We start from the raw sequence: 23,382 nt of genomic DNA, 5'->3' as shown, positions 1-23,382 counted from the left end.
GCTTGAAATGACAAAGCGTACCGGCTATCTCGCCCTTACCGGAGAGGTGGCCGAGTGGTCGAAGGCGCTCCCCTGCTAAGGGAGTAGACCTCATAAGGGTCTCGTGGGTTCGAATCCCATCCTCTCCGCCATTTCTTCCAAGCAAATCCGTTCAAGAAATACAGTTCCAGTTTGGCTAGCCAACTGCGATTCGTTGCGTTGTCGCACCCTGTCCGACATGTATCGGACTGACTTCCAGTTTCCTGACTTTTCTGATGCTGCGTTGGTCGTCCATCCAAGTATTTGAAAATATTCACTTATCTCTAGAACCTCCGACTCTTGACTGGAGGTCAGAAATGAACATCAAGAGCCTTCTCCTTGGCTCCGCTGCAGCTCTGGTTGCAGCTTCCGGCGCTCAGGCTGCCGACGCAATCGTCGCGCCAGAGCCAGAAGCCGTTGAATATGTCCGCGTCTGCGATGCTTACGGCGCTGGCTACTTCTACATCCCGGGCACCGAAACCTGCCTGCGTATCCATGGCTATGTTCGTTACGACGTAAAGGGCGGTGACGACGCCTACACTGGCGCTGAACGCGGTGGCTGGGATAAGTCTGCTCGTTTTGCTCTGCGTTTTAGCACGGGCTCTGAAACTGAACTTGGTACCCTGAAGACCTACACCGAGCTTCGTTTCAACTATCTCGGTCTCTCCAATGACGATGAAGAGTTCGAGACCTATGGCGCGGCAAGCGATAGCAGCTATGTTCAGTTCGCCTACATTCAGCTTGGCGGTCTGCGGGTTGGCATCGATGAGTCTGAGTTCCAGACCTTCACCGGTTACCTTGGCGACGTCATTAACGATGACGTGGTGGACGTTGGCGCATACCGCACGGGCAAGATTTCGTACACCTTTACCGGTGGTAATGGCTTCTCGGCTGTGATCGCTCTCGAACAGGGCGGCAACGATCACCTGATCACCGACTATGTTCCGCACATCGTTGGCGGTCTGAAGTATGCTGGTGGCTGGGGCTCGATCGCAGCAGTTGCAGCCTATGACTCTGTTATCGAAGAGTGGGCAGCCAAGGTTCGCGGTGACGTCAACATCACTGATCAGTTCTCCATCTGGGTTCAGGGCGGTTACGCTTCCGCTGAAACGACCGATCAGAACTACGGTTCTTGGGGTGGTGATTGGGCTGTTTGGGGTGGCCTGAAGTACAAGGCTACCGAAAAGGCAACTTTCAACCTGCAGGCAGCTTACGAAGACTGGGGCAAGACCGCAGTTACCGCAAACGTGGCTTACCAGCTGGTTCCTGGCTTCACGATCACGCCAGAAGTTTCCTACACCAAGTGGGATGACGATCATCCGGTACGTGAAGCTGGCTTGGTCGGCAAAGATGCTTTCCAGGGCATGATCCGCTTCCAGCGTTCGTTCTAATAAGATCGACGCTCAAGCAAAAGGCGCCAACGGGAAACCGTTGGCGCACATCTATTTGAGAAACAGCTCACAGATGCGTGAATTTTGATCTTTGTAGAATGGGGAATTCGAAAGGATCAGAAACCGAGGGGAGTAACGGGGACGACAGAAGATGGGGGCAAACATGGTCTTTTAGAAAGGTCCAATCATGTCTCCGCATAAAGTTAGCTCACTTATCTTGTGTTCCGAGAACTATTCCATTAGTTGTGCGTCTCATATATCAAAGGGGGGCGTGCAATGATCGTCGTTGGGGAAACGAAGATCGACATGGGCGACAAGTTCGCACCTATAGTCGACTACAACTTAAAGTACACATCCAACAAGAGTCCAAACCACCGGCTTGTCGAACAATTTTCGGTGGCGGAACTGACGGGGAAGTATATCAACATCCTGTGGGATGACGGGTCACACAAGTATAACGTGAAGTCGTTTCTCGGCGAAATAGACGAGATTTTGAAAGGTGAACGCTTTTCAGGTTTCGATCAGGAAATGCTCGACTCCGTCATCGGTTCGCTCCGTGAGCGCGGCAACAGCAATGCAACCATCAATAGAAAGATGGCTGCACTGAGCAAGCTGCTGCGAAAGGCGCACAAGATGGGAGATATCTTCAATCTACCGGAATTCGTCCGGCAGAAGGAGCGTGTAGGACGCATTCGATTCCTTGAGTATGAGGAAGAAAAGCGTCTGTTCGCGGCGATCAAGTCGCGCTGTGAAGATAGTTACCGGCTTTCCCTGTTTCTCGTCGACACAGGCTGTCGCCTCGGCGAGGCAATCGGGGTAACCTGGAACGACATTCAGGATCAGCGAGTTACGTTCTGGCTTACCAAGTCAAATCGCAGCCGTACGGTCCCTCTTACCCGCCGTGCCCGCAAGGCAGCTCATGTTCCACATGAAAAGCTTAAAGGCCCCTTCTCGATGCTCAACCAGGTCCGGTTTCGCCAGATCTGGAACGAAGCAAAGATGGAAGTTGGCCTTGGCACAGACGACCAGGTTGTTCCGCACATTCTCCGTCATACCTGTGCATCTCGTCTGGTTCGCGGCGGAATCGATATTCGTCGTGTTCAAATGTGGCTGGGACATCAGACCCTGCAAATGACCATGCGCTATGCTCACCTTGCGACACACGATCTCGACTCATGCGTGAAGGTGCTCGAGGTCCACTGAAACCGGTTCGGGGGAAGTTGAACCGATTTTGGAATAGAGACATGCGTAGAATCTAGGATGATAGAGCATTTCCAATCATTCAATCAAAGCAGGAAATGCTCTAGCACTCTCGTCTGGTTATTCAGATTAAATGCGACTGCGGTAGGTTCACGCACGGGACTTCAAAGCTAGCATCATCAAAGCATGGCTGCGGTTATAATGTTCGTCGACATTCGAGCGCAGGCCCGGAAATTATATTCCGCATAGCCCAACGTCTGGATCGCTTAACGGCGGTATGTCAGAATATTCGTTCGCCTTACTCAACTGACGCGGAATCATTGTGATAGCAAGGGTGCATACAAGTTGCTATGCCTTTCCATGCAGGACAGGCATAGGTGACTGACGGCGTTATTCACCCCTTCGATTTGTCCTCATCATATTGTGCTGGACTGAGAAACGACTGGAAATCGCCATGGGATCGCCGCGCCTTACACCGCTCGTCGCAAGCTTGCCATCTACCGTCCCCTTCACCGGACCCGAAACATTAGAGTTGCAGCGCGGTAGGCTTTTCAAAGCACGAATCGGTGCCAATGAGAGCAGTTTTGGTCCGGCGCCATCAGTTCTTGAAGCCATTCGGACGGAAGCGACTGATATCTGGAAGTATGGCGACCCTGAAAACTACGAGTTGCGTCAGACCATTGCAGCACACCATGGCGTGAAACCTGAAAACATCATGCCGGGGGCCGGTGTCGATGCATTGCTCGGGCTGGTAGTCCGGCAGTATGTCCAGAAAGGTGATAGTGTCATCAACTCGCTGGGTGGCTACCCGACCTTTAATTATCACGTTGCAGGTTATGGCGGGAAACTTGCTACTGTTCCTTATATCAACGACAGATCAGACCTCGACGGCTTGCTCGACGCAGCACGCAAGCACAAGGCTGCAATCCTATATCTAGCAAATCCGGATAATCCGATGGGAAGCTGGCATGAGGGGACGGATATCCAGTCTTTCATTGAAGAGGTCCCTGAAACTACGATGCTCGTTCTGGATGAGGCCTATTGCGAAACGGGGCCCGCCTCTGCCTTTCCGCGATTCGAAACCGCCCGACCGAATATTTTACGGATGCGTACTTTCTCCAAAGCCTACGGCCTAGCGGGAATCCGGTGCGGTTACGTGGTTGGCAGCCCCGAAGCCATCAAGTCGTTTGATAAGATTCGCGATCATTTTGCGGTGAACCGACTGGCGCAGGCGGCAGCGATAGCCGCCCTCAAGGATCAGGCTTACCTGCACGACGTTGTAGCCAAAATTATAGCCGGGCGAGACCGCATTGCGGCAATCGCTACAGCAAATGGCCTTGCAGCCATCCCCTCTGCAACCAATTTTGTGGCTATTGATTGCGGTGAAGACGGAGCATTCGCCACGGCAGTTCTTAACGGCTTGATAGCGCGTGACGTCTTCGTGCGTAAGCCCGGCGCCCCCGTTCTTGACCGCTGTATTCGTGTGAGCGTCGGTATTGATGAACAGCTCGATCTTTTTGAAGCAGCCCTACCTGCAGCTTTAGAGGATGCCCGTAAGCAAGCAACGATTCGTGAAACTGCCTGAGCGGTGGAGCCATAGAGGTAGATGCAATCATATCGCCGATCTCAAAACATTCTATTCAGTACACTTGCCGGGCTGTGCGGCGCGCTGGCGATCGCAGCTTATGCGGGCGCCGCCCATGGCGGACAGAATCATCTGGGCAGCATTGCCCCGCTGCTTCTCGGCCATGCACCCGCATTTTTGGTACTTTCGCTCATCGTACCGAGTAGCCGCACTGCCTATCTCGCCGGCACATTGCTTGTCGTCGGCCTAGCCTTGTTTTGCGGCGATCTCTTCATGCGCGACTTGACCGGCGACCGACTGTTTCCCTTGGCTGCACCAACTGGTGGATCGTTGATGATTCTCGGTTGGCTTGCGGTTGCTGTCACCGGTTGGTTTTCAGGAGCCAAATAAAAAGGGGCCAAGAGGCCCCTTCTCTTAAAGGTCACCCTGATCGGATCAGGAGTTGCCCTTCAGGCGTGCATTGCAGAGGCTGTAATAACCACCGCCCTTCTGCACCCACTTCAGTCCGCCCAGCGCATTGGCATCCTTCAGGGCATGGTACTGCTCAAGGCAGGTGTGCATACGAGCCTTACCGGCGGATTCGTTGGAATACTTTGCCGAAACGGCGGTCGGGAACTTCACACCCTTCGGCGCAGCAACTGTCGGTGCCGCAGGTTCGGAGTTGCCGTCTGTACTAAGCGCCACCGGGTCAGCGCCCGGACCACACTCGGCCTTGCGGAAATCATTCCACTTCGCGCCATTGTCTGTGCCAGCGTCCTTCGCCGCCTGATACTTAGCACTGCACTGCTTCATCGTCAGGCCCTTGGCGCTTTCATCCGCTGCGGGAGCGGCAGCACTCTTGGCTTCCTTTTTGGCTGGAGCTGCGGGTGCCGGGGCTGCGGCGGCATCTGCATCGTCTCCGCATTGCGCCTTGCGGAAATCATTCCACTTCATGTTGCCGAGCGTACCAGCGTCTTTGGCCGACTGATACTTTGCGCTACATTCCTTCATCGTCAGCGCGCTGGCAGGCGATGAAAATGCTAACGCTGCCGCACTCATGATGATAGCTGTGCCGGTTATTGCTGTGATGGATCGAATGGACATCTTGTTGCTCCCTGTCAAATGCAGCCGTTTCGATCGCTTGGTATGTCTTGCACCTTGCGATCTTGCTAATATAGAAGAACGGTAGATGTCATCGTTGCTCTGGTCCGTTCTGCTTATACGTCGACCTTGCGCTTCACAAAGTTGACTGTCAATCATTTGGTCAATATTACCTCAGGCCCCAATACAAATTTTCTAACGGGCTTTCTTTGCTCGTTATGGTCATGCAGGTGCCATGAAGTAACGTTATAGTACTTCTCCCCTCATGTCCGCTTTTTATTCGAAAAGAGTTAAAATCCGGAGCGATGCATATGACAAGGCGGATCATGATCATTGGCGGCGCCGGTTCGGGGAAGTCAAGCCTCGCGCGTGCGCTCAGCGATATCACCGGTCTACCGGTCATTCATATCGATATGCTCTACTGGCAGCCTGGTTGGAAGATGCGCTCGCGCGACGAAATCGGGCGTCTCGCCAGTGAGGTCGCAAATCAGGACAGATGGATATTCGAGGGAAATCATAGCGAAACTATGGATTACCGAGCCTCGCGGGCAGATATGCTTGTTTTTCTCGATATATCGACCATACGTCGTCTATGGCGCGTGATCAAAAGAACAGCAATCCATTACGGACGCTCGCGCCCAGACATGGCTGAAGGATGCGTAGAACGTTTCGACTGGGATTTCCTGAAATGGGTGGCAGGTTATCACAAGGACGGCCGTATTCGCGCACTGGCATTTCTGGAAAAGGCACCTCAGCATCTAGCGAAGCACCACTTGCGTCGTCCAAAGGACGTAAAGCGTTTCCTCGCGCAAATGGCGCGCGAAATAAAGTAAAACAATCAGCCTTTCCAATTTCGATAAATCTCCAAAGACGACCACAAAATAACAATATTTCGAGCCGTGCGCACCAACGAAATGGCTGTTATATTCAATCGTCTCCCAAGACGTTACGCTGCGCGCTATGCTCAACCGCCTGCGCAACACGAATGCATATCACGTCGGAACTCATTCCGGCGCCGTAAACTTTTATGCCGGTCTATCGGCTTCCCGCTGTTCTGGAGCTTCCAAGTGGCCGATATCACTGATAACGCCGCCCCGCTGATTGACACACCGAAACCTACCGCATTCGACCGCCACCGCCTTTATGAAGATGCGTTGGCGATGCTGATCGGAACATCCTTCATTGCGCTCGGGATTACGCTTTACAGCCAAGCCATGCTGATGACTGGCAGCACTGCCGGCATCGCGCTTCTCATCCAGTATGCAACAAGCACGGAATTCGGCTTGCTGTATTTCCTGATTAATCTGCCATTCTATTATTTCGCCGTGCGCAGAATGGGCTGGGCTTTTACGATCAGAACCTTCGTCGCAGTTGCCATGATGTCGGGTTTCGCGCGACTAATGCCTTTGAGCGTCGATTTTTCAAGCGTTAATCCGCTTTTCGCCGCGCTCATGGGCGGCACTTTGATGGGCATGGGCGTACTTGCACTCTTCCGACATCGCTCCGGTGTCGGCGGCGTCAACATATTGGCACTCTATTTGCAGGATGCTTATGGGGTAAGGGCTGGCTGGTTTCAGCTTGGCCTTGATATCGTGATCATGATGCTCTCTCTGTTCTTTATCCCTTGGGCGAATATGGTGCTATCTTTGGCCGGCGCGGTTGCCATGAATCTCATCATTGCAATCAATCACAAACCGGGTCGGTATCTCGGTATAAGCTGAGAAAAAAAGCCGCCTTATAGGCGGCTTTTTTCACAACGACTGTTTGTCGCTCAGTGGGCGGTCATCCACTCGCGTGCGCCGCGCAGCGCCGCTGCCAATTCGCCCTTGCTCATCGTGGCAGCCACTTGATTACGCATACGGGCGGCCTTCTCGTTGCCGCGTATAGCGGCGATATTCAGCCATTTGTGGGCTTGCACCACATCGATCTCGCAATCGCGACCGATGGCAAATTTCATGCCCATTTCCAGAAGAATGCGATCCTGTGCGCTTGCGTTGTTCTTATTCGTAAAGCTCTGAAACTGCGCCATATTCTTTTGTCCCTGTTAAATCCCGAGAACCGTCCGGTCTTTATTTCAAAGCTTGATTTGGTTGCTATGAAACTGCCGTCTCTGTCGTTCCGTTCATGTTTTCAAATCTACGGGAAAGGATTGAAATGCGCGTTAAACCAGATGCTTAACAGGCAACCAACAAAATCCAAACAAGGGGTAAACTTGGGATTTTGTTAAACATGCAAGTGCCGCTGATTGCTGAACTTTCGCAAAAATTCGATTCAAATCCGCATGATTGAACGAAACCAGTTGCTAACTATAGACAACGTTCGAATGCGAACCTGCGTGAAAAAAGGGCAGCTTTCAGGGCGCTCGACGAGACACAAATACCCTCTTCCGCTTCTTCGAGAACTGGTTTACGCTTACGTTTGCGTAAGTTTGATGAGTGGTCTAGGAGGCCCCACCTCAAACTTGAGAGCGCATCACAGCGGTTTCATCGTTGCGACCGGCAATGCCGGGGCCGACGGCGATTTGGGAGAAAAGAATGATCCGCACACTTATTCTTGGAATGACGCTTACAGCCACTTTTGCCGCCCCCGCCCTCGCCGAAGAAGGGATCGTCGGCAAATGGAAGCGCCCGAACGGCACCATCATCAGCTATGCGGCCTGTAGCGAGGATACTTTCTGCGGCACAGTGCAGACTGGCGAATATAAGGGCAAATCGATTGGCAAGATGTCAGGTGCTGGCGGCAACTATGAAGGTGAAGTTAAAAAGCTAGACGAGGGTAAAACCTATTTGGGCAAAGCAACTGTCCAAGGCAACACGCTCAAGCTGTCAGGCTGCGTGATGGGAGGCTTGATCTGCAAGAGTGAAAGCCTGACGCGGCAGTAATATCCGGCGTTTTGAAATCAAAAAGGGCGACCCGAGGCTCGCCCTTTCGTTCATCACTTGTTCAGCGTGCCTTCTGGCCGAAAAGTATCTTGCGTTCCTCTTCCTTGTTTACGGACGCATTTGCCTGTTCACGCTCTTCTTTACCGACCACGAGACCGCGCTGTACCGCCGGGCGCGCATTCATCGTCTCATGCCAGCGCTTCAAGTTCGGGAAGTCATCAAGATTCTGATCATAGTTCTTGTAGGCATTGATCCAGCCAATGGAGGCCATGTCAGCAATTGAATATTCGCCTGCAATATACTCTTTGCCCTCCAACTGCCTATTCAGGACACCGTAGAGACGGTTGACTTCGTTGGTATAGCGGTCGATGCCGTACTGAATTTTCTCCTGAGCATAGATACGGAAATGCCCAGCCTGTCCTGACATTGGGCCGAGCCCCCCCATCTGCCACATCAGCCATTCGTCCACAGCGACGCGCTTGCGCTCGTCGGTTGGGTAAAATTTCCCGAACTTCCGCCCGAGATATTGCAAGATAGCGCCAGACTCGAACACCGAAATTGGTTCGCCGCCCGGCCCTTCTGGATCGATGATCGCGGGCATACGGTTATTTGGAGCAATCTTCAGAAAATCCGGCTGGAACTGATCGCCTTTGCCGATATTGATATACTTGACCTCGTAAGGAACGCCCAGTTCTTCCAGCATGATGCTGATCTTGAAGCCATTTGGTGTGGGCCAATAGTACAGTTCGATGGGTTTGGTCTGTTCGGCCATGGGCTCTCTCCCGCTGATCCTGAAGTTGCGCGGGACGTGTTCCCGCATTCCAATGATGGGAAACATAAGACCCTTTCAGGCAGGCACAAGGGCCATGCGCCGCAATAAACCAAACATCAATATTTTTGAACGCCGCATGAACGACACCCTCAGAGACGGTTCAGGAGGCATCGCTAAATTGGCAAGGGAGAACAGAAATGAGAACGGCTTTGGGGATCAAGCGGTATGCTTCGTCGTTTCACAATTGTTTGTCTAATGATCGCCGGCTTTGCCGCAGTCGCCAGCATTTTCGTTGACCAGAGGTACAACGTCTACCGGGACCAACCAGTGATCGGCCCTGTCGCGGAAATCACTCAAAAGCACGCTGGAGAACTGCCATGAAAAGAAACAGAATCCTTGCCGTGATGGCATTTCGGGTGTTCGTCTTCACTGCCATCTTCACCGGTCCGGCAGCGACCTTTGCCTATACGCAGATTGGTCAGCATTCCCAGATGAGCGGCATTGGCCTCGTACTTTACGTGAGCTTGCAGCGCGCCGCATAAACTGGGTCATGTCACAGTCATAGACTTTGCTATACTAGGCCATGACACAGCGAATCGAACATCCATTTCTGACCGAGATCAAAACACCTCCGACTGTTGACCCTGAGGTTTTCAACGACGCCGGTGCGGCGGTTGCCGCCCTGCAAAAGCTCTATGATCGCAATACGGCCTTCCTGCGCGACGCATTCGAGAAGGTTGCGCGCGGCGAAGTACCTCCGCAGCGCTATCGCGCTTATTATCCCGAAATCTGTTTGTCCACGTCCAGCTTCGCGCATGTGGATTCACGATTGGCTTATGGCCATGTCTCGACGCCCGGTGATTATTCCGCAAACATCACGCGGCCCGACCTGTTCGACCATTATCTGAACGAGCAGATTCGCCTCCTGATGCGCAATCATGGTGTGAGCGTGACAGTGAAAGAATCCTCGACACCGATCCCCATCCATTTTGCCTTCAAGGAAGGCACGTATGTCGAGGCATCCGTCGCCAATGCCTTCACCCATCCGCTGCGTGACCTCTTCGACGTGCCCGATCTGGCCGCAACGGACGACAAGATCGTCAATGCTGATTTTGAGCCTGCTCCTGGGGAACCGATGCCGCTTGCACCTTTCACAGCGCAGCGCGTTGATTACTCGCTACACCGATTGGCACACTACACGGCGACAAGCCCGGCCCATTTCCAAAACTTTGTGCTATTCACCAATTACCAGTTCTATATGGACGAATTCTGCGCTTATGCCCGCGAATTGATGGCAGAAGGCGGCGGCGGTTATGAACAGTTCGTGGAACCGGGCAACCTGATCACCCGTGCCGGCGAGACCGAGCCAAGCAGCGGCAACCCTCTGCCCCGCCTGCCGCAAATGCCGGCCTACCACCTGCAACGGGCCGACCACTCGGGGATCACGATGGTCAATATTGGCGTGGGACCGTCCAACGCCAAGACCATAACCGACCATATTGCAGTGCTTCGCCCTCACGCATGGTTGATGCTCGGTCACTGTGCTGGCTTGCGCAACAGCCAGCAGCTCGGCGATTATGTCCTGGCACACGCCTATATGCGTGAAGACCACGTCCTTGATGACGATTTGCCGGTCTGGGTGCCGTTGCCAGCGCTTGCCGAAATTCAGGTGGCACTGGAAGAAGCGGTTGAAGAAATCACCGGTCTTGAAGGGTATGATCTGAAACAGATCATGCGTACCGGTACAGTCGCAACAATCGACAATCGCAACTGGGAACTGCGTGACCAGCGCGGCCCGGTGCAGCGCCTTTCGCAGGCGCGCGCTGTCGCGCTTGATATGGAATCAGCGACAATTGCGGCCAATGGTTTCCGTTTCCGCGTACCTTACGGCACTTTGCTCTGTGTTTCCGACAAGCCGCTGCATGGCGAACTGAAACTGCCCGGCATGGCGACAGAGTTCTACAAGCGACAGGTGGCGCAACATCTGCGCATCGGTATTCGCGCAATGGAAAAGATTGCGGCCATGCCGGATGAGCGGCTGCATTCGCGCAAGCTCCGCAGCTTCTATGAGACGGCGTTCCAGTGAAGTCAGCTCGGTAGGGAATTAAGTGAGCAAAGCAGAATGTTGGGCTGTCCTGGAAACAGCGGCTCAATCAATGTGTGTTGCTAGAAACCTATTCCCCTACCTTCCAGCCTCTTCATCATCGCGCCGCAATCGATACCTATGGGAAATTTCATGTCGAAAAGCCGTGAAAACCTTTCATTCCTGTTGTTGCTGGTTGCTGTCGCGCTGTCAGTCCCGCTCGTGCTCGGATTTCTCGGAGCTGTGCATCCGGCCTTGGATTCCTTTTCACATTTTCGAGCCCACCTCGCCGTGTTGCTGACGGTGATGACGATCCCCTTGCTGTTCACCAAAATGCGGCGCGAGGCAGCGATGCTTCTGCTTTTTGCCGTCATGGCTCTTAGTACGACTGTTGGTGCAGCACGTGATTTCCTGAGCGGTTCGGTCGGTGCACAGGCACGGGAACCGGACGGCGCACGCTACAGTCTTATCCAGATCAATTTGCGCGAAGACAATCCCGAGCCGAAACGTATTCTTCAGATGATCGCGCGGGAGAAGCCCGACATCATCACCTATGAAGAAGCGAGTAATCAATGGACCAAATGGCTCAATATTCTTCAGGGCTCCTACCCCTATCGGCTTAACTGCGCTGACGATCCCCAAACTTGGGGTGTGGGCATACTTTCAAAAAGACCTTTCAGCGAAAATGCACAGACAGTCTGCGTCGGAGATGGTTTGCTCGCAATTGCGCCGATCAATTTCGGCGGAACGACTGTGCATGTCGCAGCCCTACACTTTTCATGGCCATGGCCGCGCTGGCAACCGTATCAACTCCGCTACATCGAGCCGGAACTACAGAAGCTGAAAGGTCCGCTGGTCGTCGCCGGTGATTTCAATGCAGCGCCGTGGAGCAATGCCGTGCGTCGTGTCGAGCATGCCTCTGGCACCCGTCATATGACCGGTATCGGCGGCACGTGGATGACGCACCTGCTGCCTGTTATGCTCGCGCCTTATGTCGGCCTGCCGATTGATCAAATACTCGTGAGCCCCGAAATCGAGGGGGCGAGGGTTTCGGCACGTGAAGATGCTGGCTCCGATCATCTGCCGGTGCGGCTCGATTTTTCTGTTCCGCCGACCATTCGACCAGATGAAGAAGAACCGGAAACCCGGTCCGTCATGCTTCAATAAAAAAGGCGGTCCCATACCGCCTTTTTCTTTTACATGTTCACGTAAACAGGTCCTTCGCCGACTCTCTTTTAGCCGCATTTCCGGAACACAAAACCGGTGCCCGCTTTTGCTGGAAATGCTCGCACGGCGGCCGAGACGGACACTGTTTTCCGCAAACACTACATGTTTACGTAAACAGGTCCCTCGCCGCCTTGTGGCGGCACCCAGTTGATATTCTGGTTTGGGTCCTTGATATCGCAAGTCTTGCAGTGCACACAGTTCTGCGCGTTGATGACGAACCGTACATCCTTTGCCTGCGGATCGGCAGCGGAGTTGCCGTCGGCATCCACCCATTCATAGACGCCAGCGGGGCAGTAACGCGTCGATGGACCAGCGAAAACGTCATGTTCCGAAGTCTTCTGCAGTTCCATGTCGCGGACCTGTAGATGCACCGGTTCGTTCTCATCGTGGTTCGTGTTCGAGAGAAACACCGACGACAGACGGTCGAACGTCAAAACACCGTCCGGCTTCGGATAATCAATCTTTGCGTATTTCGCGGCTGGCTCCAGCGACTGCGCGTCAGTCTTGCCATGCTTGAGCGTTCCAAAAACGGAGAAGCCGAAAAGTTGGTTGGTCCACATATCAAGGCCGCCGAGCGCCACGCCAACAACTGTGCCAAACTTCGACCACAGCGGCTTAACGTTGCGAACGCGCTTGAGATCCTTGCCAATCAGGCTCGAACGCCAGTTGTTCTCGATCTCGACCGGCTCGTCATTGGCACGTCCTGCGGCAATTGCCTCGGCGATCTTGTCGGCGGCGAGAATGCCGGACAGAACCGCATTATGACTGCCTTTGATGCGTGGCACGTTGACCAGACCAGCCGAGCAGCCAATGAGCGCACCACCCGGGAACGAAAGCTTCGGCACCGACTGGAAACCACCTTCGGTAATCGCACGTGCGCCATAGGAAAGACGCTTGCCGCCCTCGAAAACGTCACGAATGGCCGGATGTGTCTTGAAACGCTGAAACTCTTCAAACGGCGACAGATACGGGTTCTTGTAGTTGAGGTGCAGCACGAAGCCAACCGCGACCATATTGTCTTCCAGATGATACAGGAACGATCCACCGCCGGTCTTCATGTCGAGCGGCCAGCCGAAGGAGTGCTGAACCAGACCGGGCTTGTGCTTGGAAGGATCGACCTGCCACAGTTCCTTGAGCCCGATACCGTATTTCGCGGGTTCACGACCCTCGTCCAGCTTGAACTTTGAGATCAGTTGCTTGGCAAGCGAACCACGTGCACCTTCGCCGACCAGCGTGTACTTACCAAGCAGCGCCATGCCGCGCGTATAATTTGGGCCATGTGTTCCGTCGCGCTCAACTCCCATATCGCCAGTGGCAACACCGATGACCGCGCCTTCGTCATTATAAAGCACTTCAGTTGCCGCAAAACCCGGATAGATTTCAACGCCGAGCTCTTCGGCCTTGGTGCCGAGCCAGCGGCAGACATTGCCCAGGGACACGATGTAATTGCCATGATTGTTCATCAAAGGCGGCATTGCGAAATTCGGCAAACGCACCGAGCCTGCAGGCCCCAGCACGAGGAAATGATCGGCAGTAACCGGCGTCTTGAAGGGATGCCCCTCCTCCTCGCGCCAGCCCGGAAGAAGCTGGTCGATCCCCACCGGGTCGACAACAGCGCCAGAAAGAATATGCGCGCCGACTTCCCCGCCCTTTTCAAGGACAACGACAGAAAGCTCGGGATTCGCCTGCTTCAGGCGGATCGCCGCAGCAAGGCCAGCCGGACCCGCGCCGACGATCACAACGTCGAATTCCATGCTCTCGCGTTCGGGAAGCTCCTGGTTTGCATATTCTGGGGCTTCAGACATTCATCCCTCCGTCCGGTGTAACATCGTCTTCTCACTAAGATAGCCCAGACGACGCATCCAATTGTTTTTGCGCATGATCTAATCGCGAATACCCATGAACCAACGGCCCGTCAGCACTCATGGCACTCGAAAAGACATGCCGTTTCCCCGTAGTCCGCCTTACCCTGTCGCAGAGTTATAGACTGTCGCAAATGCGTCCAATTGTCCAAAACAGGCGTTCCACGTCCTGATATTTATTTACCTTAACGTAAACGTCAAACCTAATCTATTCAAGAAGCCGCGATGAGGATTTGTTTGTGAGTGTGGAAGAAGCAACGCTCCCCAACACATCAAGGGCAGAAGAGAGCCATAGCTGGGCCTGACTTGGGTAGGGTGGCGTTAAATCGGGCAGGAACTGTCACTTACCATTGAAACAAGTTCGAAATCCAAACCTGGCTCTTGCATTCACCTACAAAATTCGTCACCTCAGAGGTGAGGTACAAAATGGCTGACAATCGCGAAACGCTGGATATTGAAGGTTTGCTCCGCTTCTATGCGGAAGCAGGCGTTGACATGCCGCTTTCGGAAACGCCGATAGACCGCTTTGCAGAGCCTCAGCGTCCCGCCGCTTCGCAGCCAACTGCGCAAGTGTCAGGTGTGCCTGAGCGGACCCGGCAGCAACAACCGCGCCCTGCCCCGACACCCGCCCCCACCAGCAGGCCCGTGCAAGCCGCAGCCGACCTTCCCGATACGGCACAGATTGCGCTCGCACGCGAAGCGGCAGCGCAGGCTTCAACGCTGGAAGAATTGCGTGAGAAACTTGCTGCGTTTGACGGCTGTAACCTGAAATTTACGGCGAAGAACCTTTGTTTCGCTGACGGCGATCCGGCCTCCGACATCATGTTCATCGGCGAAGCGCCGGGACGGGACGAGGATATGGAAGGATTGCCATTTGTCGGAAAATCTGGACAGCTTCTTAACCGCATGATCGAATCTATCGGCCTAAAGCGAGAAAACGTCTATATTGCCAACACCATCCCTTGGCGTCCGCCCGGTAACCGCACGCCGACGCCACTGGAAACCGAGCTCTGTCGGCCATTCATCGAACGACAGATCGAACTTGCCGCGCCGAAAGTCCTGGTTGCGCTCGGCGGGCCGGCGGGCAAGGCACTCACTGGTGCGACGGAAGGCATCCTTCGGCTGCGCGGTAATTGGAAAATTCATCGGTCACCCTCCGGCCTCGAAATTCCCGTTATGCCGACCCTGCATCCGGCCTATCTTCTGCGGACCCCGGCGCAAAAGCGTTTTGCATGGCGCGATTTTCTGGCTGTGAAGTTGAAATTGACCGAACTGATTAGTTGAAATATCCGTAATTCAGTGGCATCGGCACGCGGCATTGTCACCAACATGCCGCAAACTTGTTCTATTTCGCCGCTTGCCAAAACGTCTCGCGGCGACAAGTAGCTCTAAATTCAGTTTCCTGGAGCGGAAAGCGCTCTATCTGTTTGCCTTTTACGCATTATCCGACGCAAAACCGCTTCGCACTTTGCTGGAAATGCTCTAGTGGAGTTTTTCATGGCTGGCCAGCTGCTGCCCATAGCCGCGTTGCTCGCAAGCACCTTTCTGATGCTGCTTGCCGGTGGTCTTGCCGGTATTCTTCTACCCCTGCGCGGCGGCATGGAGGGGTGGTCTACCACGACCATCGGCTGGATGGGTACAAGCTACTCCCTCGCCTTCACGATCGGTTGCATTGTGGTGCCTCATCTGGTGCGGCGAGTGGGTCATGTGCGCGTGTTCTCTTCGCTTGCGACGCTGCTTTCGATGGCGCTTCTTTTCCACGCATTGGTAGTCAATCCCGTCGCATGGATGATCTTCCGTGGCGTCGCAGGTTTTTCGCTCGCAGGCAGCTATATGATTATCGAAAGCTGGCTGAACGAGCGTGTGACCAATGAATCGCGTGGCCGCATCTTCTCGATCTATATGATCATCACCATGCTCGGCCTGCTGTGTGGTCAATATATTCTGCCGTTCGGCGATGCGGGAACGCAGACGCTCTTCATCATTTGCGCCATCATCTATGCAAGCGCACTGCTTCCAACCGCCCTTTCAAGCGCGCAGTCACCCAATCCGTTGACGCAGGTATCGCTTGATCTGAAGGGCCTGTATCGACGTTCGCCTGCGGCCGCTGTCGGCTCGCTGATCGCAGGTATTGTTGCAGGCACCTGGAACTTCCTGGCTGCCATTTACGGTGAGATGAACGGTCTTTCGACTTTCGGCATCGCCACGATGCTGGCTTGCGCTATGGTCGGTGGGGCTATCTTCCAGTATCCGCTCGGACGGGGATCGGATTTTGTTGATCGTCGCTATGTCATGCTGATCGCCGGTGTCATCGGCTTTGCCCTGTCGATGGTGATGGTGCTTTTCCACCCGACATCACCCTATGCACTTTATATCATGATGTTTCTGTTCGGCTCGGTGATTTATCCGATCTACAGCCTCAACGTCGCCCATGCCAATGACTATGCAGATGCCAGCGAATTCGTGAAAGTTTCTGGCGGATTGCTAATTATATACGGTGTGGGCAGCGTCATCGGACCTGCCCTTTCCGGCCCGCTGATGGACCTGATCGGTGCATCTGGATTCTTCGTCACCATGGCCGTCGCTTACGGCATATATGGCTTACATGCTTTCTGGCGCATCCGTCGCTTCGAGCGTCCGGCCATCAGTGAGCAGAAGACCGAGTACAAGTTCCACACGCCGGACGGACAGTCCACGCCGGAAACAATGCAGCTCGATCCCCGTGCGGAGGGCGCGCCCGGTCAAAGCTAGGTTTACTGTGTCTGTGGAGCGTTGACCTTGTGGGGCGCGATGGAAAGCTTGTGCTCGCGATAGATGATGAAGCCGCCAGCCGCCATGACGATGGCACTGCCCGCCAGCATTTCAAAGGTTGGAATGTCGCCGAACAGCAAAAATCCGATCGCAAGCCCAAGCAGCATTGATGTGTATTCAAAGGGCGCAATCGTAGACATTGGCGCATGGCGATAGCACTCGGTTAAAAGAATCTGGCCGACACCGCCTGCAAAGCCAGCACCAACCAGCATGGCAAGCTGTGACCAGTTCGGTACGATCCAGCCGAATGGAAAGCTTACCAAAGAGATGACGCTCGCGGATATGGAAAAATAAATCACGATGGTCGAGGTGCGTTCCGTCTGCACGAGGCGACGTACAAGCATCATGGCGACGGCGGATAAAATAGCCGCACCAAGAGCGGCAAATGCACCCAGGGCCTCGTCATGGCCCAAGCCACCGCCGGAAAACACCGTCAATCGTGGCCAGATAATAACCATCACGCCGCCAAGCCCGATGAAAACTGCGCTCCAGCGATAAAACCGTACAACCTCATGCAGGATGACCGCACCGAGAATGACGGCAATCAGCGGCGAAGCATAGTTAATGGCGATTGCTTCCGGTAGCGGCAGCTTGGTCAGAGCGAAAAAGCTCATCGACATGGAACAGACGCCCACCAGCCCGCGCCAAAAATGGCTGAAACCGTTCTGTGTGTGGAATACGCCCGAAAGTTGCCCGCGCCATCCCAGATAGAGCAGTATCGCGAAGATTGCGAAGAAAGACCGGAAGAAGATCAGTTGCCCCACCGGCACACCCTCAGCCGCCTTCAGCAATGTGGACATGGCAACAAAAACGGCAACGGAAGCGATTTTGAGACCGATGCCAAGCATCGGGTTCGTTTCAAGATGGGCAGCCTCGACAGGCCTGCTCGTGCGAGCGTTCACGACGCAATTCCTTAAAACATCAAGCGCAGATTCACCCAAAGTATTGGGTGTTCTTTTTCTTATTCCTGTTTGTGACACAGCACCAGTAGCACAAAGGGCCCGCTGAAAATTATTTGGCAAAGAGCTCACTGCACCAAAAAGGCTGATTGGCTGTTCTGGAATTGAGTTTCCCTTGGCGGCAATTCCGGGTACGAATCCCGCATCGTGAGTTCAGAGAGAGAGTTTCGCTATGCGTACTGAAACCGGCCAGACATTCCGTCTCGAAGATTACCATCCAACCCCATACGCTATACCCGAGACGAAACTGGACTTCTCACTGGAACCGGAAAAAACCATCGCCCGCGCGACGCTGACGATTGAACGCCGGGATGGCATCGCGGCTGATATGCCATTGGTCCTCGATGGGGACGAACTGAAGCTCGTCACCATCGCCATTGACGGCAAACCACTTGCCGCCAACAGCTACGTCGCAACGCCCGACCAGCTCGCAATCAGCGACCTGCCGGAAAGCAAGCGCTTCACACTTGAAATTGTGACGGAAATCAATCCGACGACCAACCGTCAGCTATCTGGTCTCTATCGTTCAAGCGGCGTTTATTGCACACAATGTGAGGCGGAAGGCTTCCGACGTATAACCTATTATTATGATCGCCCGGATGTTTTGTCCGTTTACACGGTGCGTATTGAAGCCGACAAGCAAGCCGCTCCCATTCTTCTCTCCAATGGCAATCCCGTTGACAGTGGATCGGTCGAAGGCAAGCTGGGCTGGCATTTTTCCGTCTGGCACGATCCGCATCCAAAGCCCTCCTATCTCTTCGCGCTTGTTGCAGGATCTCTTGGCGTCGTGAAGGATCAGTTCACCACGCAGTCGGGGAAACCGGTCGATCTGGCGATCTATGTGGAACACGGCAAGGAAAGCCGCGCATTCTACGCGATGGACGCATTGAAACGCTCCATGCGCTGGGACGAGGAGACTTTTGGGCGGGAATATGATCTCGACGTCTTCAACATAGTTGCCGTTTCCGATTTCAACATGGGCGCGATGGAGAACAAGGGACTTAACGTCTTCAACGACAAATATGTGTTGGCTGACCCGGAAACAGCTACTGACGTCGATTATGCGGGCATCGAGGCAGTGATCGCGCATGAATATTTCCACAACTGGACCGGAAACCGCATCACCTGTCGCGACTGGTTCCAGCTCTGCCTCAAGGAAGGCTTGACGGTCTATCGCGACCACGAATTTTCCGCCGATCAGCGCTCGCGCCCGGTGAAGCGGATCGCCGAGGTGAAGATTCTCAAGGCGCAGCAATTCCCGGAAGATGCCGGGCCGCTCGCCCATCCCGTGCGCCCGCGCGAATATCGCGAGATCAACAATTTCTATACGGCGACCGTCTATGAAAAAGGTTCGGAAGTGGTGCGTATGATCCGCACGATCATCGGGCCTGATCTGTTCCGCAAGGGGATGGACCTCTATTTCGAACGCCATGACGGTGAAGCCGCAACCATCGAGGATTTCGTCAAGGTCTTTGCCGATGTTTCGGGCCAGGACTTTTCGCAATTCGCGCTCTGGTACGATCAGGCCGGAACACCGAAAGTGGAAGCTGCCTTCACTTATGACGCAGCGAAAGAAGCCTACACAATTGAACTGGTACAGTCGCTGGGAGCGACGCCAGGACAAACAGTCAAGAAGCCGATGCATATCCCGATTGCTTTCGGCCTTCTGGGTCGTGACGGCAAGGATATGGTTCCAACCTCAATCGAAGGTGGGGATGTGCGCGACGACGTTATCCACCTGCATCGCTCCTCCGAGAAGATCATTCTTAACGGCATCAAGGAACGCCCAGTGCCGTCTCTGTTGCGCGGGTTCTCGGCTCCCATAAACCTCTCAGCGCCTTTATCGGACGATGATCGGGTTTTCCTCGCACTGAACGACAGCGATCCGGTCGCGCGCTGGCAGGCATTAACCGGAATTTTCAACAAGGCTCTGCTCGAGGGCGCCAAGCGTGTTCGCGGCGGTCACGCTCCGGCGGTTGAAGACAAGATCATTGAACTTGCCGGAAAAGTGGCATCCGACGAAACGCTAGATCCGGCCTTCCGTGCGCTCTGCCTCACGCTGCCGAGCGAAAGCGATATTGCACGCGAGATGGGTAATAATGTCGACCCCGATGCGATCCTCGCCAGCCGAAACCATCTGGTGGAGGCCATTGCCGCCCGTTACGCCGGCGACTTCGCCAGTCTCTACGATGCCCTGAAACAGGATGGCGCTTTCTCGCCAGATGCGGGCGCAGCAGGCAAACGTGCCTTGCGGAATGCGCTGCTCGATTATCTGAGCCGCCACGAGAACAGTCAGGAACGCGCCACTAGGCAATTTGCCAATGCGGACAACATGACCGACCGCTTCGCGGCATTGGCCATTCTGGTACACCGCTTTGGTGACACGAACGAGGCGAAGGATGCACTCGCAGGTTTCGAACGCCAGTTCGGCAAAGACGGTCTTGTGATGGACAAGTGGTTCAGCGTGCAGGCGAGCCGCCCTGGTGACGAAGCCTTGCAGGTCGTGCGCGATCTTACGAAACACGCCCTTTTCTCACTCGACAACCCGAACCGCGTCCGCTCAGTGATCGGTTCGTTCTCTGCATCCAATCCAACCGGATTCAACCGCAAGGATGGCGCGGCTTACGAGTTTTTTGCAGATACGATCCTGGCCATAGATCCAGAAAATCCGCAGCTCGCAGCGCGGCTTCTGACGGCGCTTCGTTCCTGGCGTTCGCTTGAGGATACCCGCCGCGAGCATGCAAGGGCAGCGCTCGCGCGTATTTCAGGCGCAGGCAAACTGTCGACCGACCTGCGCGATATTGTGGACCGCACTCTCGCCTGATTCGCAATCTATTCTTATTGTCGTGATAATTCGCTCGTTACAGCTGCTTAACCAGCAGTCGGAACGAGGCTTTTTATGCTGATGATCGGAATGACTGCAAACAGTCGGCTTTCATGAGTCTTTTCATGCCTTTAGCCGAATCGGGTGCCATGCCGATTTCGCTTAAGAGCTTGAGATTCATGAACAAATTGGCTGATAAAACTCCCGATTTTTACGTCTCATTAACGAATTCGCTGGACAGCGCGAATCACTTTTGATTCATTGATGACATTCGGAGGTGGCGTATTCCGAATCACTTCACTCGCAGGGAATTCACGAGGGACCATTATATGGCGAGCACCGACGCGTATGGCGCGCCGGCGGGGACGCATTGCGAATCCGGTCGGAAAAGAAAGAAGGGCAAGCTTTCGGGCCACGTCAGTCTTCTTGCTGGCCCGGCCTATGGCAAGTTCATCTCAATCGAGCCCATACTTAGACGTCTCGTTCCTGCACTTATCATCATTTTCCTGATTATTCTCGGCATTGCCCGCGTCTTTTCGATGCTGGCATGGCGCGAGGATATCGAGCAGCAGCATAGGGCTTTTCTGTCGGCCGCGACCGCCAATCTTGCACAGATGATCGAGCGAGTTGCCAACGGCACCGACACTGGCGCCCAGATCGCCACGAAAGATATTCAGGAGACTATGGCGGAGTTCCGTTCGCGAGGGCTGTCTTCGTCCGGTATGACGCTTGCAGTCATCGACACGCAACAGTCCTCCGTCGTAGCGGCTTCTGGTCCGATATCCGATCTATCCGGCAAGCCGGTCGAGACGTTCCTTTCGGAAGCGCAACCGCTGTTCCTGTTTGCGGAACGTGCAGGCGTACTGAAAGTCATGCTGCAAGGTGAGCCCGCTTTCGGGGCCCTGTCAAAACCGATGACCCTGCCCTACTCCGTTATCGCCGTCGAACCGGAAAGCACGATCTTTGCGGAATGGCGCCGGGCCGTGTCGCTCAATGTGACGCTTTTTGCCGGAACGACCGGGGTTATGTTCGCCATTCTCTATGCCTATTTCAGCCAGGCAGCGCGGGCCCGCGAGGCCGATGATCTTTCCGGCCAGATTCAGCGTCGCATTGATCTGGCGCTTGGGCGTGGTCGCTGCGGACTGTGGGATTGGGATATGGCCCGCGGCCGTATCTATTGGTCACGCTCCATGTATGAGATGCTGGGATACGAAGCGCAGGATGCGGTGCTGCCATTCGGGGATGTGGCGGCCATCATCAATACGGAGGATGGCGACCTTTACTCCATCGCCGAGCAGGCAGCCGCGGGCGATATTTCTCACGTGGACCGTGTCTTTCGTATGCGCCATGCTGATGGTTCATGGGTATGGATGCGTGTCCGTGCGGAAATTGCCAGCGAAGGCGATCTTCATCTTGTCGGAATCGCCTTCGACGTCAGCGAACAGCACCGTTTTGCGCAGCAGACGGCGGAAGCTGATATGCGTATCCGCGAAGCCATTGAGAACATTTCGGAAGCCTTTATCCTGTGGGATTCCAACAATCGCCTCGTCATGGCGAACTCCAAGTTCAGCGAATATGCCGGTCTTCCGGTCTGGACACTGAAACCCGGCGTACCGCGCAACGAAGTCGATGCCCATACACGCCCGTTCACCTTCGAACGTCGCATGGCCAATGAACACAACCGCGCCGGTGGTCAGACCTTCGAACGTCAGCTCAGCGACGGACGCTGGCTCCAGGTCAACGAACGCCGTACGCAGGATGGGGGGCTGGTCTCCATTGGTACTGACATTACCCAGCTCAAGCTCCATCAGGAACGTCTGGTCGACAGTGAACGCCGCCTGATGGCGACAATTCACGATCTGTCCATTGCACGCAAGGGCGAGCGGGACCGTGTACGGGAGCTGTCCGAGCTTGCGCGCAAATACGGTCAGGAAAAGGAGCGCGCCGAGGCTGCGAACCGTGCAAAATCCGAATTCCTCGCCAATATGTCCCATGAGTTGCGCACGCCGCTCAATGCGATCATTGGTTTCTCAGAAATGATTCAGGCGGGCACGTTCGGCCCACTCGGCTCCGACCGTTACGAAGAATACATCAATGACATCCATACGAGCGGCAACTTCCTGCTCAACGTCATCAACGACATCCTCGACATGTCGAAGATCGAGGCTGGTCATTTCTCGCTTGATCGTGAACAGATTGATCTCTGCCCGCTCATCAACGAAACGGTACGCATGATCTCGCTTCAGGCGGATGAAAAGAATATTGCGGTCAATACGCGCATTGAAGAGGCGATGCAGCTTTATGCTGATCGGCGCGCAATCAAGCAAGTATTGATTAACCTTCTGTCCAATGCGGTGAAATTCACTTCCTATGGCGGGCAGATCACGGTGCGCGCGCGCAAGACCAGCTCGGCCCTGTTCATGACGATTCAGGATACCGGTGTCGGCATCCCGAAATCAGCCATCAAGAAAATCGGACAGCCCTTCGAGCAGGTTGAGAACCAGTTCACCAAAACTCACACGGGCTCCGGCCTGGGACTCGCCATTACCCGTTCACTGGCTGAGCTTCACGGCGGCTGGCTTCGCATTCGCTCGACCGAGGGCGTTGGCACAGTGGTTTCGGTCTGCATTCCTGATCGTAAATTGAGTCATGCTGGCAATCACAGCGCGGAAATCCATGCCGCCTGAT

General features: G+C 54.6%; 20 protein-coding genes and 1 tRNA gene. 16 read left to right on the top strand and 5 right to left on the bottom strand.

What is annotated here, in order from left to right:
* Positions 1-40: 40 nt before the first annotated feature.
* The 5 genes from FJQ48_RS13340 to FJQ48_RS13320 all read left to right on the top strand — a co-directional run bounded on the left by FJQ48_RS13340 (position 41) and on the right by FJQ48_RS13320 (position 4,584).
* Positions 41-131: transfer RNA gene (locus FJQ48_RS13340), tRNA-Ser, on the top strand.
* 204 nt (positions 132-335) lie between these two features.
* A complete protein-coding gene (locus FJQ48_RS13335; RefSeq protein WP_139975510.1) occupies positions 336-1,409 on the top strand; it encodes a porin in 1,074 nt (357 codons plus the stop codon).
* A gap of 276 nt (positions 1,410-1,685) precedes the next feature.
* Positions 1,686-2,612 carry a site-specific integrase gene (locus FJQ48_RS13330; RefSeq protein ID WP_139975509.1) on the top strand — a complete coding sequence of 309 codons (927 nt, stop codon included), beginning with the start codon at positions 1,686-1,688 and terminating at the stop codon, positions 2,610-2,612.
* A gap of 451 nt (positions 2,613-3,063) precedes the next feature.
* Positions 3,064-4,194: a pyridoxal phosphate-dependent aminotransferase gene (locus FJQ48_RS13325; protein WP_139975508.1), complete on the top strand. Its 1,131-nt coding sequence runs from the start codon at positions 3,064-3,066 to the stop codon at positions 4,192-4,194.
* Between the two features lie 21 nt (positions 4,195-4,215).
* Positions 4,216-4,584 carry a DUF423 domain-containing protein gene (locus tag FJQ48_RS13320; RefSeq protein WP_139975507.1) on the top strand — a complete coding sequence of 123 codons (369 nt, stop codon included), beginning with the start codon at positions 4,216-4,218 and terminating at the stop codon, positions 4,582-4,584.
* 45 nt (positions 4,585-4,629) lie between these two features.
* On the opposite strand, the gene FJQ48_RS13315 is transcribed toward FJQ48_RS13320, so the two are convergent.
* Entirely contained in the window at positions 4,630-5,277 is a 648-nt protein-coding gene (locus tag FJQ48_RS13315; protein ID WP_139975506.1) for an antifreeze protein, read from the bottom strand.
* A gap of 308 nt (positions 5,278-5,585) precedes the next feature.
* On the opposite strand from FJQ48_RS13315, the gene FJQ48_RS13310 reads away from it, so the two are divergent.
* Positions 5,586-6,107 (top strand): DNA topology modulation protein FlaR, encoded by a 522-nt coding sequence (locus FJQ48_RS13310; RefSeq protein ID WP_139975505.1) that lies wholly within the window; start codon positions 5,586-5,588, stop codon positions 6,105-6,107.
* 234 nt (positions 6,108-6,341) lie between these two features.
* Positions 6,342-6,995 (top strand): YitT family protein, encoded by a 654-nt coding sequence (locus tag FJQ48_RS13305; RefSeq protein ID WP_139975504.1) that lies wholly within the window; start codon positions 6,342-6,344, stop codon positions 6,993-6,995.
* A 50-nt stretch (positions 6,996-7,045) separates the two neighbouring features.
* Here FJQ48_RS13305 and FJQ48_RS13300 read toward each other — a convergent pair whose 3' ends face one another.
* Complete coding sequence (locus FJQ48_RS13300) at positions 7,046-7,303, bottom strand: sel1 repeat family protein (RefSeq protein ID WP_139975503.1); 258 nt, start codon at positions 7,301-7,303, stop codon at positions 7,046-7,048.
* 505 nt (positions 7,304-7,808) lie between these two features.
* Between FJQ48_RS13300 and FJQ48_RS13295 the strand changes: the two genes are divergently transcribed.
* Entirely contained in the window at positions 7,809-8,156 is a 348-nt protein-coding gene (locus FJQ48_RS13295) for a DUF2147 domain-containing protein (RefSeq protein ID WP_139975502.1), read from the top strand.
* Positions 8,157-8,217: 61 nt separating this feature from the next.
* Here the strand turns inward: FJQ48_RS13295 and FJQ48_RS13290 are convergent, their stop codons facing one another.
* Entirely contained in the window at positions 8,218-8,928 is a 711-nt protein-coding gene (locus FJQ48_RS13290) for a glutathione binding-like protein (protein ID WP_139975501.1), read from the bottom strand.
* Positions 8,929-9,022: 94 nt separating this feature from the next.
* Between FJQ48_RS13290 and FJQ48_RS22415 the strand changes: the two genes are divergently transcribed.
* The 4 genes from FJQ48_RS22415 to FJQ48_RS13280 all read left to right on the top strand — a co-directional run bounded on the left by FJQ48_RS22415 (position 9,023) and on the right by FJQ48_RS13280 (position 12,178).
* Positions 9,023-9,184 carry a hypothetical protein gene (locus FJQ48_RS22415; RefSeq protein ID WP_180350206.1) on the top strand — a complete coding sequence of 54 codons (162 nt, stop codon included), beginning with the start codon at positions 9,023-9,025 and terminating at the stop codon, positions 9,182-9,184.
* Between the two features lie 121 nt (positions 9,185-9,305).
* Positions 9,306-9,470, top strand: coding sequence for a hypothetical protein (locus FJQ48_RS22410; protein ID WP_180350205.1), 165 nt, complete (start codon positions 9,306-9,308; stop codon positions 9,468-9,470).
* A 41-nt stretch (positions 9,471-9,511) separates the two neighbouring features.
* Positions 9,512-11,014: an AMP nucleosidase gene (locus tag FJQ48_RS13285; protein ID WP_139975500.1), complete on the top strand. Its 1,503-nt coding sequence runs from the start codon at positions 9,512-9,514 to the stop codon at positions 11,012-11,014.
* A gap of 150 nt (positions 11,015-11,164) precedes the next feature.
* Complete coding sequence (locus tag FJQ48_RS13280) at positions 11,165-12,178, top strand: endonuclease/exonuclease/phosphatase family protein (protein ID WP_139975499.1); 1,014 nt, start codon at positions 11,165-11,167, stop codon at positions 12,176-12,178.
* Positions 12,179-12,336: 158 nt separating this feature from the next.
* On the opposite strand, the gene FJQ48_RS13275 is transcribed toward FJQ48_RS13280, so the two are convergent.
* Positions 12,337-14,043 carry an electron transfer flavoprotein-ubiquinone oxidoreductase gene (locus FJQ48_RS13275; protein ID WP_139975498.1) on the bottom strand — a complete coding sequence of 569 codons (1,707 nt, stop codon included), beginning with the start codon at positions 14,041-14,043 and terminating at the stop codon, positions 12,337-12,339.
* A gap of 483 nt (positions 14,044-14,526) precedes the next feature.
* Between FJQ48_RS13275 and FJQ48_RS13270 the strand changes: the two genes are divergently transcribed.
* Both FJQ48_RS13270 and FJQ48_RS13265 read left to right on the top strand, forming a co-directional pair.
* Positions 14,527-15,384, top strand: a complete 858-nt coding sequence (locus FJQ48_RS13270; RefSeq protein ID WP_139975497.1) for a uracil-DNA glycosylase — start codon at positions 14,527-14,529, stop codon at positions 15,382-15,384.
* A 213-nt stretch (positions 15,385-15,597) separates the two neighbouring features.
* The gene (locus FJQ48_RS13265; RefSeq protein ID WP_139975496.1) at positions 15,598-16,851 is read left to right on the top strand and encodes an MFS transporter; all 1,254 of its coding nucleotides are present in this window, start codon (positions 15,598-15,600) and stop codon (positions 16,849-16,851) included.
* Between the two features lie 2 nt (positions 16,852-16,853).
* Here FJQ48_RS13265 and FJQ48_RS13260 read toward each other — a convergent pair whose 3' ends face one another.
* Positions 16,854-17,759 (bottom strand): DMT family transporter, encoded by a 906-nt coding sequence (locus tag FJQ48_RS13260; RefSeq protein ID WP_180350234.1) that lies wholly within the window; start codon positions 17,757-17,759, stop codon positions 16,854-16,856.
* Between the two features lie 283 nt (positions 17,760-18,042).
* Between FJQ48_RS13260 and pepN the strand changes: the two genes are divergently transcribed.
* Both pepN and FJQ48_RS13250 read left to right on the top strand, forming a co-directional pair.
* The gene (pepN, locus tag FJQ48_RS13255; protein WP_139975494.1) at positions 18,043-20,694 is read left to right on the top strand and encodes an aminopeptidase N; all 2,652 of its coding nucleotides are present in this window, start codon (positions 18,043-18,045) and stop codon (positions 20,692-20,694) included.
* 329 nt (positions 20,695-21,023) lie between these two features.
* Positions 21,024-23,381 (top strand): ATP-binding protein, encoded by a 2,358-nt coding sequence (locus FJQ48_RS13250; protein WP_139975493.1) that lies wholly within the window; start codon positions 21,024-21,026, stop codon positions 23,379-23,381.
* Position 23,382: the final 1 nt, after the last annotated feature.

Source organism: Ochrobactrum sp. CGA5, assembly GCF_006345815.1.
In the GTDB taxonomy this organism is placed as follows: Bacteria; Pseudomonadota; Alphaproteobacteria; order Rhizobiales; family Rhizobiaceae; genus Brucella.
Note: the sequence above shows the minus strand (reverse complement) of the source record. Positions and strands in the feature narration are given on the sequence as shown.

Excerpts from the sequence above, each read along its gene's own strand:
- FJQ48_RS13300 (WP_139975503.1), bottom strand. The coding sequence starts at position 7,303 with ATGGCGCAGTTTCAGAGCTTTACGAATAAGAACAACGCAAGCGCACAG.
- FJQ48_RS13290 (WP_139975501.1), bottom strand. The coding sequence starts at position 8,928 with ATGGCCGAACAGACCAAACCCATCGAACTGTACTATTGGCCCACACCA.
- FJQ48_RS13260 (WP_180350234.1), bottom strand. The coding sequence starts at position 17,759 with ATGCTTGGCATCGGTCTCAAAATCGCTTCCGTTGCCGTTTTTGTTGCC.
- FJQ48_RS13320 (WP_139975507.1), top strand. The coding sequence starts at position 4,216 with ATGCAATCATATCGCCGATCTCAAAACATTCTATTCAGTACACTTGCC.
- FJQ48_RS13335 (WP_139975510.1), top strand. The coding sequence starts at position 336 with ATGAACATCAAGAGCCTTCTCCTTGGCTCCGCTGCAGCTCTGGTTGCA.
- FJQ48_RS13250 (WP_139975493.1), top strand. The coding sequence starts at position 21,024 with ATGGCGAGCACCGACGCGTATGGCGCGCCGGCGGGGACGCATTGCGAA.
- FJQ48_RS13280 (WP_139975499.1), top strand. The coding sequence starts at position 11,165 with ATGTCGAAAAGCCGTGAAAACCTTTCATTCCTGTTGTTGCTGGTTGCT.
- FJQ48_RS13275 (WP_139975498.1), bottom strand. The coding sequence starts at position 14,043 with ATGTCTGAAGCCCCAGAATATGCAAACCAGGAGCTTCCCGAACGCGAG.
- FJQ48_RS13270 (WP_139975497.1), top strand. The coding sequence starts at position 14,527 with ATGGCTGACAATCGCGAAACGCTGGATATTGAAGGTTTGCTCCGCTTC.
- FJQ48_RS13265 (WP_139975496.1), top strand. The coding sequence starts at position 15,598 with ATGGCTGGCCAGCTGCTGCCCATAGCCGCGTTGCTCGCAAGCACCTTT.
- FJQ48_RS13285 (WP_139975500.1), top strand. The coding sequence starts at position 9,512 with ATGACACAGCGAATCGAACATCCATTTCTGACCGAGATCAAAACACCT.
- FJQ48_RS13325 (WP_139975508.1), top strand. The coding sequence starts at position 3,064 with ATGGGATCGCCGCGCCTTACACCGCTCGTCGCAAGCTTGCCATCTACC.
- FJQ48_RS13315 (WP_139975506.1), bottom strand. The coding sequence starts at position 5,277 with ATGTCCATTCGATCCATCACAGCAATAACCGGCACAGCTATCATCATG.
- FJQ48_RS13295 (WP_139975502.1), top strand. The coding sequence starts at position 7,809 with ATGATCCGCACACTTATTCTTGGAATGACGCTTACAGCCACTTTTGCC.
- FJQ48_RS22415 (WP_180350206.1), top strand. The coding sequence starts at position 9,023 with ATGCGCCGCAATAAACCAAACATCAATATTTTTGAACGCCGCATGAAC.
- FJQ48_RS13330 (WP_139975509.1), top strand. The coding sequence starts at position 1,686 with ATGATCGTCGTTGGGGAAACGAAGATCGACATGGGCGACAAGTTCGCA.
- pepN (WP_139975494.1), top strand. The coding sequence starts at position 18,043 with ATGCGTACTGAAACCGGCCAGACATTCCGTCTCGAAGATTACCATCCA.
- FJQ48_RS22410 (WP_180350205.1), top strand. The coding sequence starts at position 9,306 with ATGAAAAGAAACAGAATCCTTGCCGTGATGGCATTTCGGGTGTTCGTC.
- FJQ48_RS13310 (WP_139975505.1), top strand. The coding sequence starts at position 5,586 with ATGACAAGGCGGATCATGATCATTGGCGGCGCCGGTTCGGGGAAGTCA.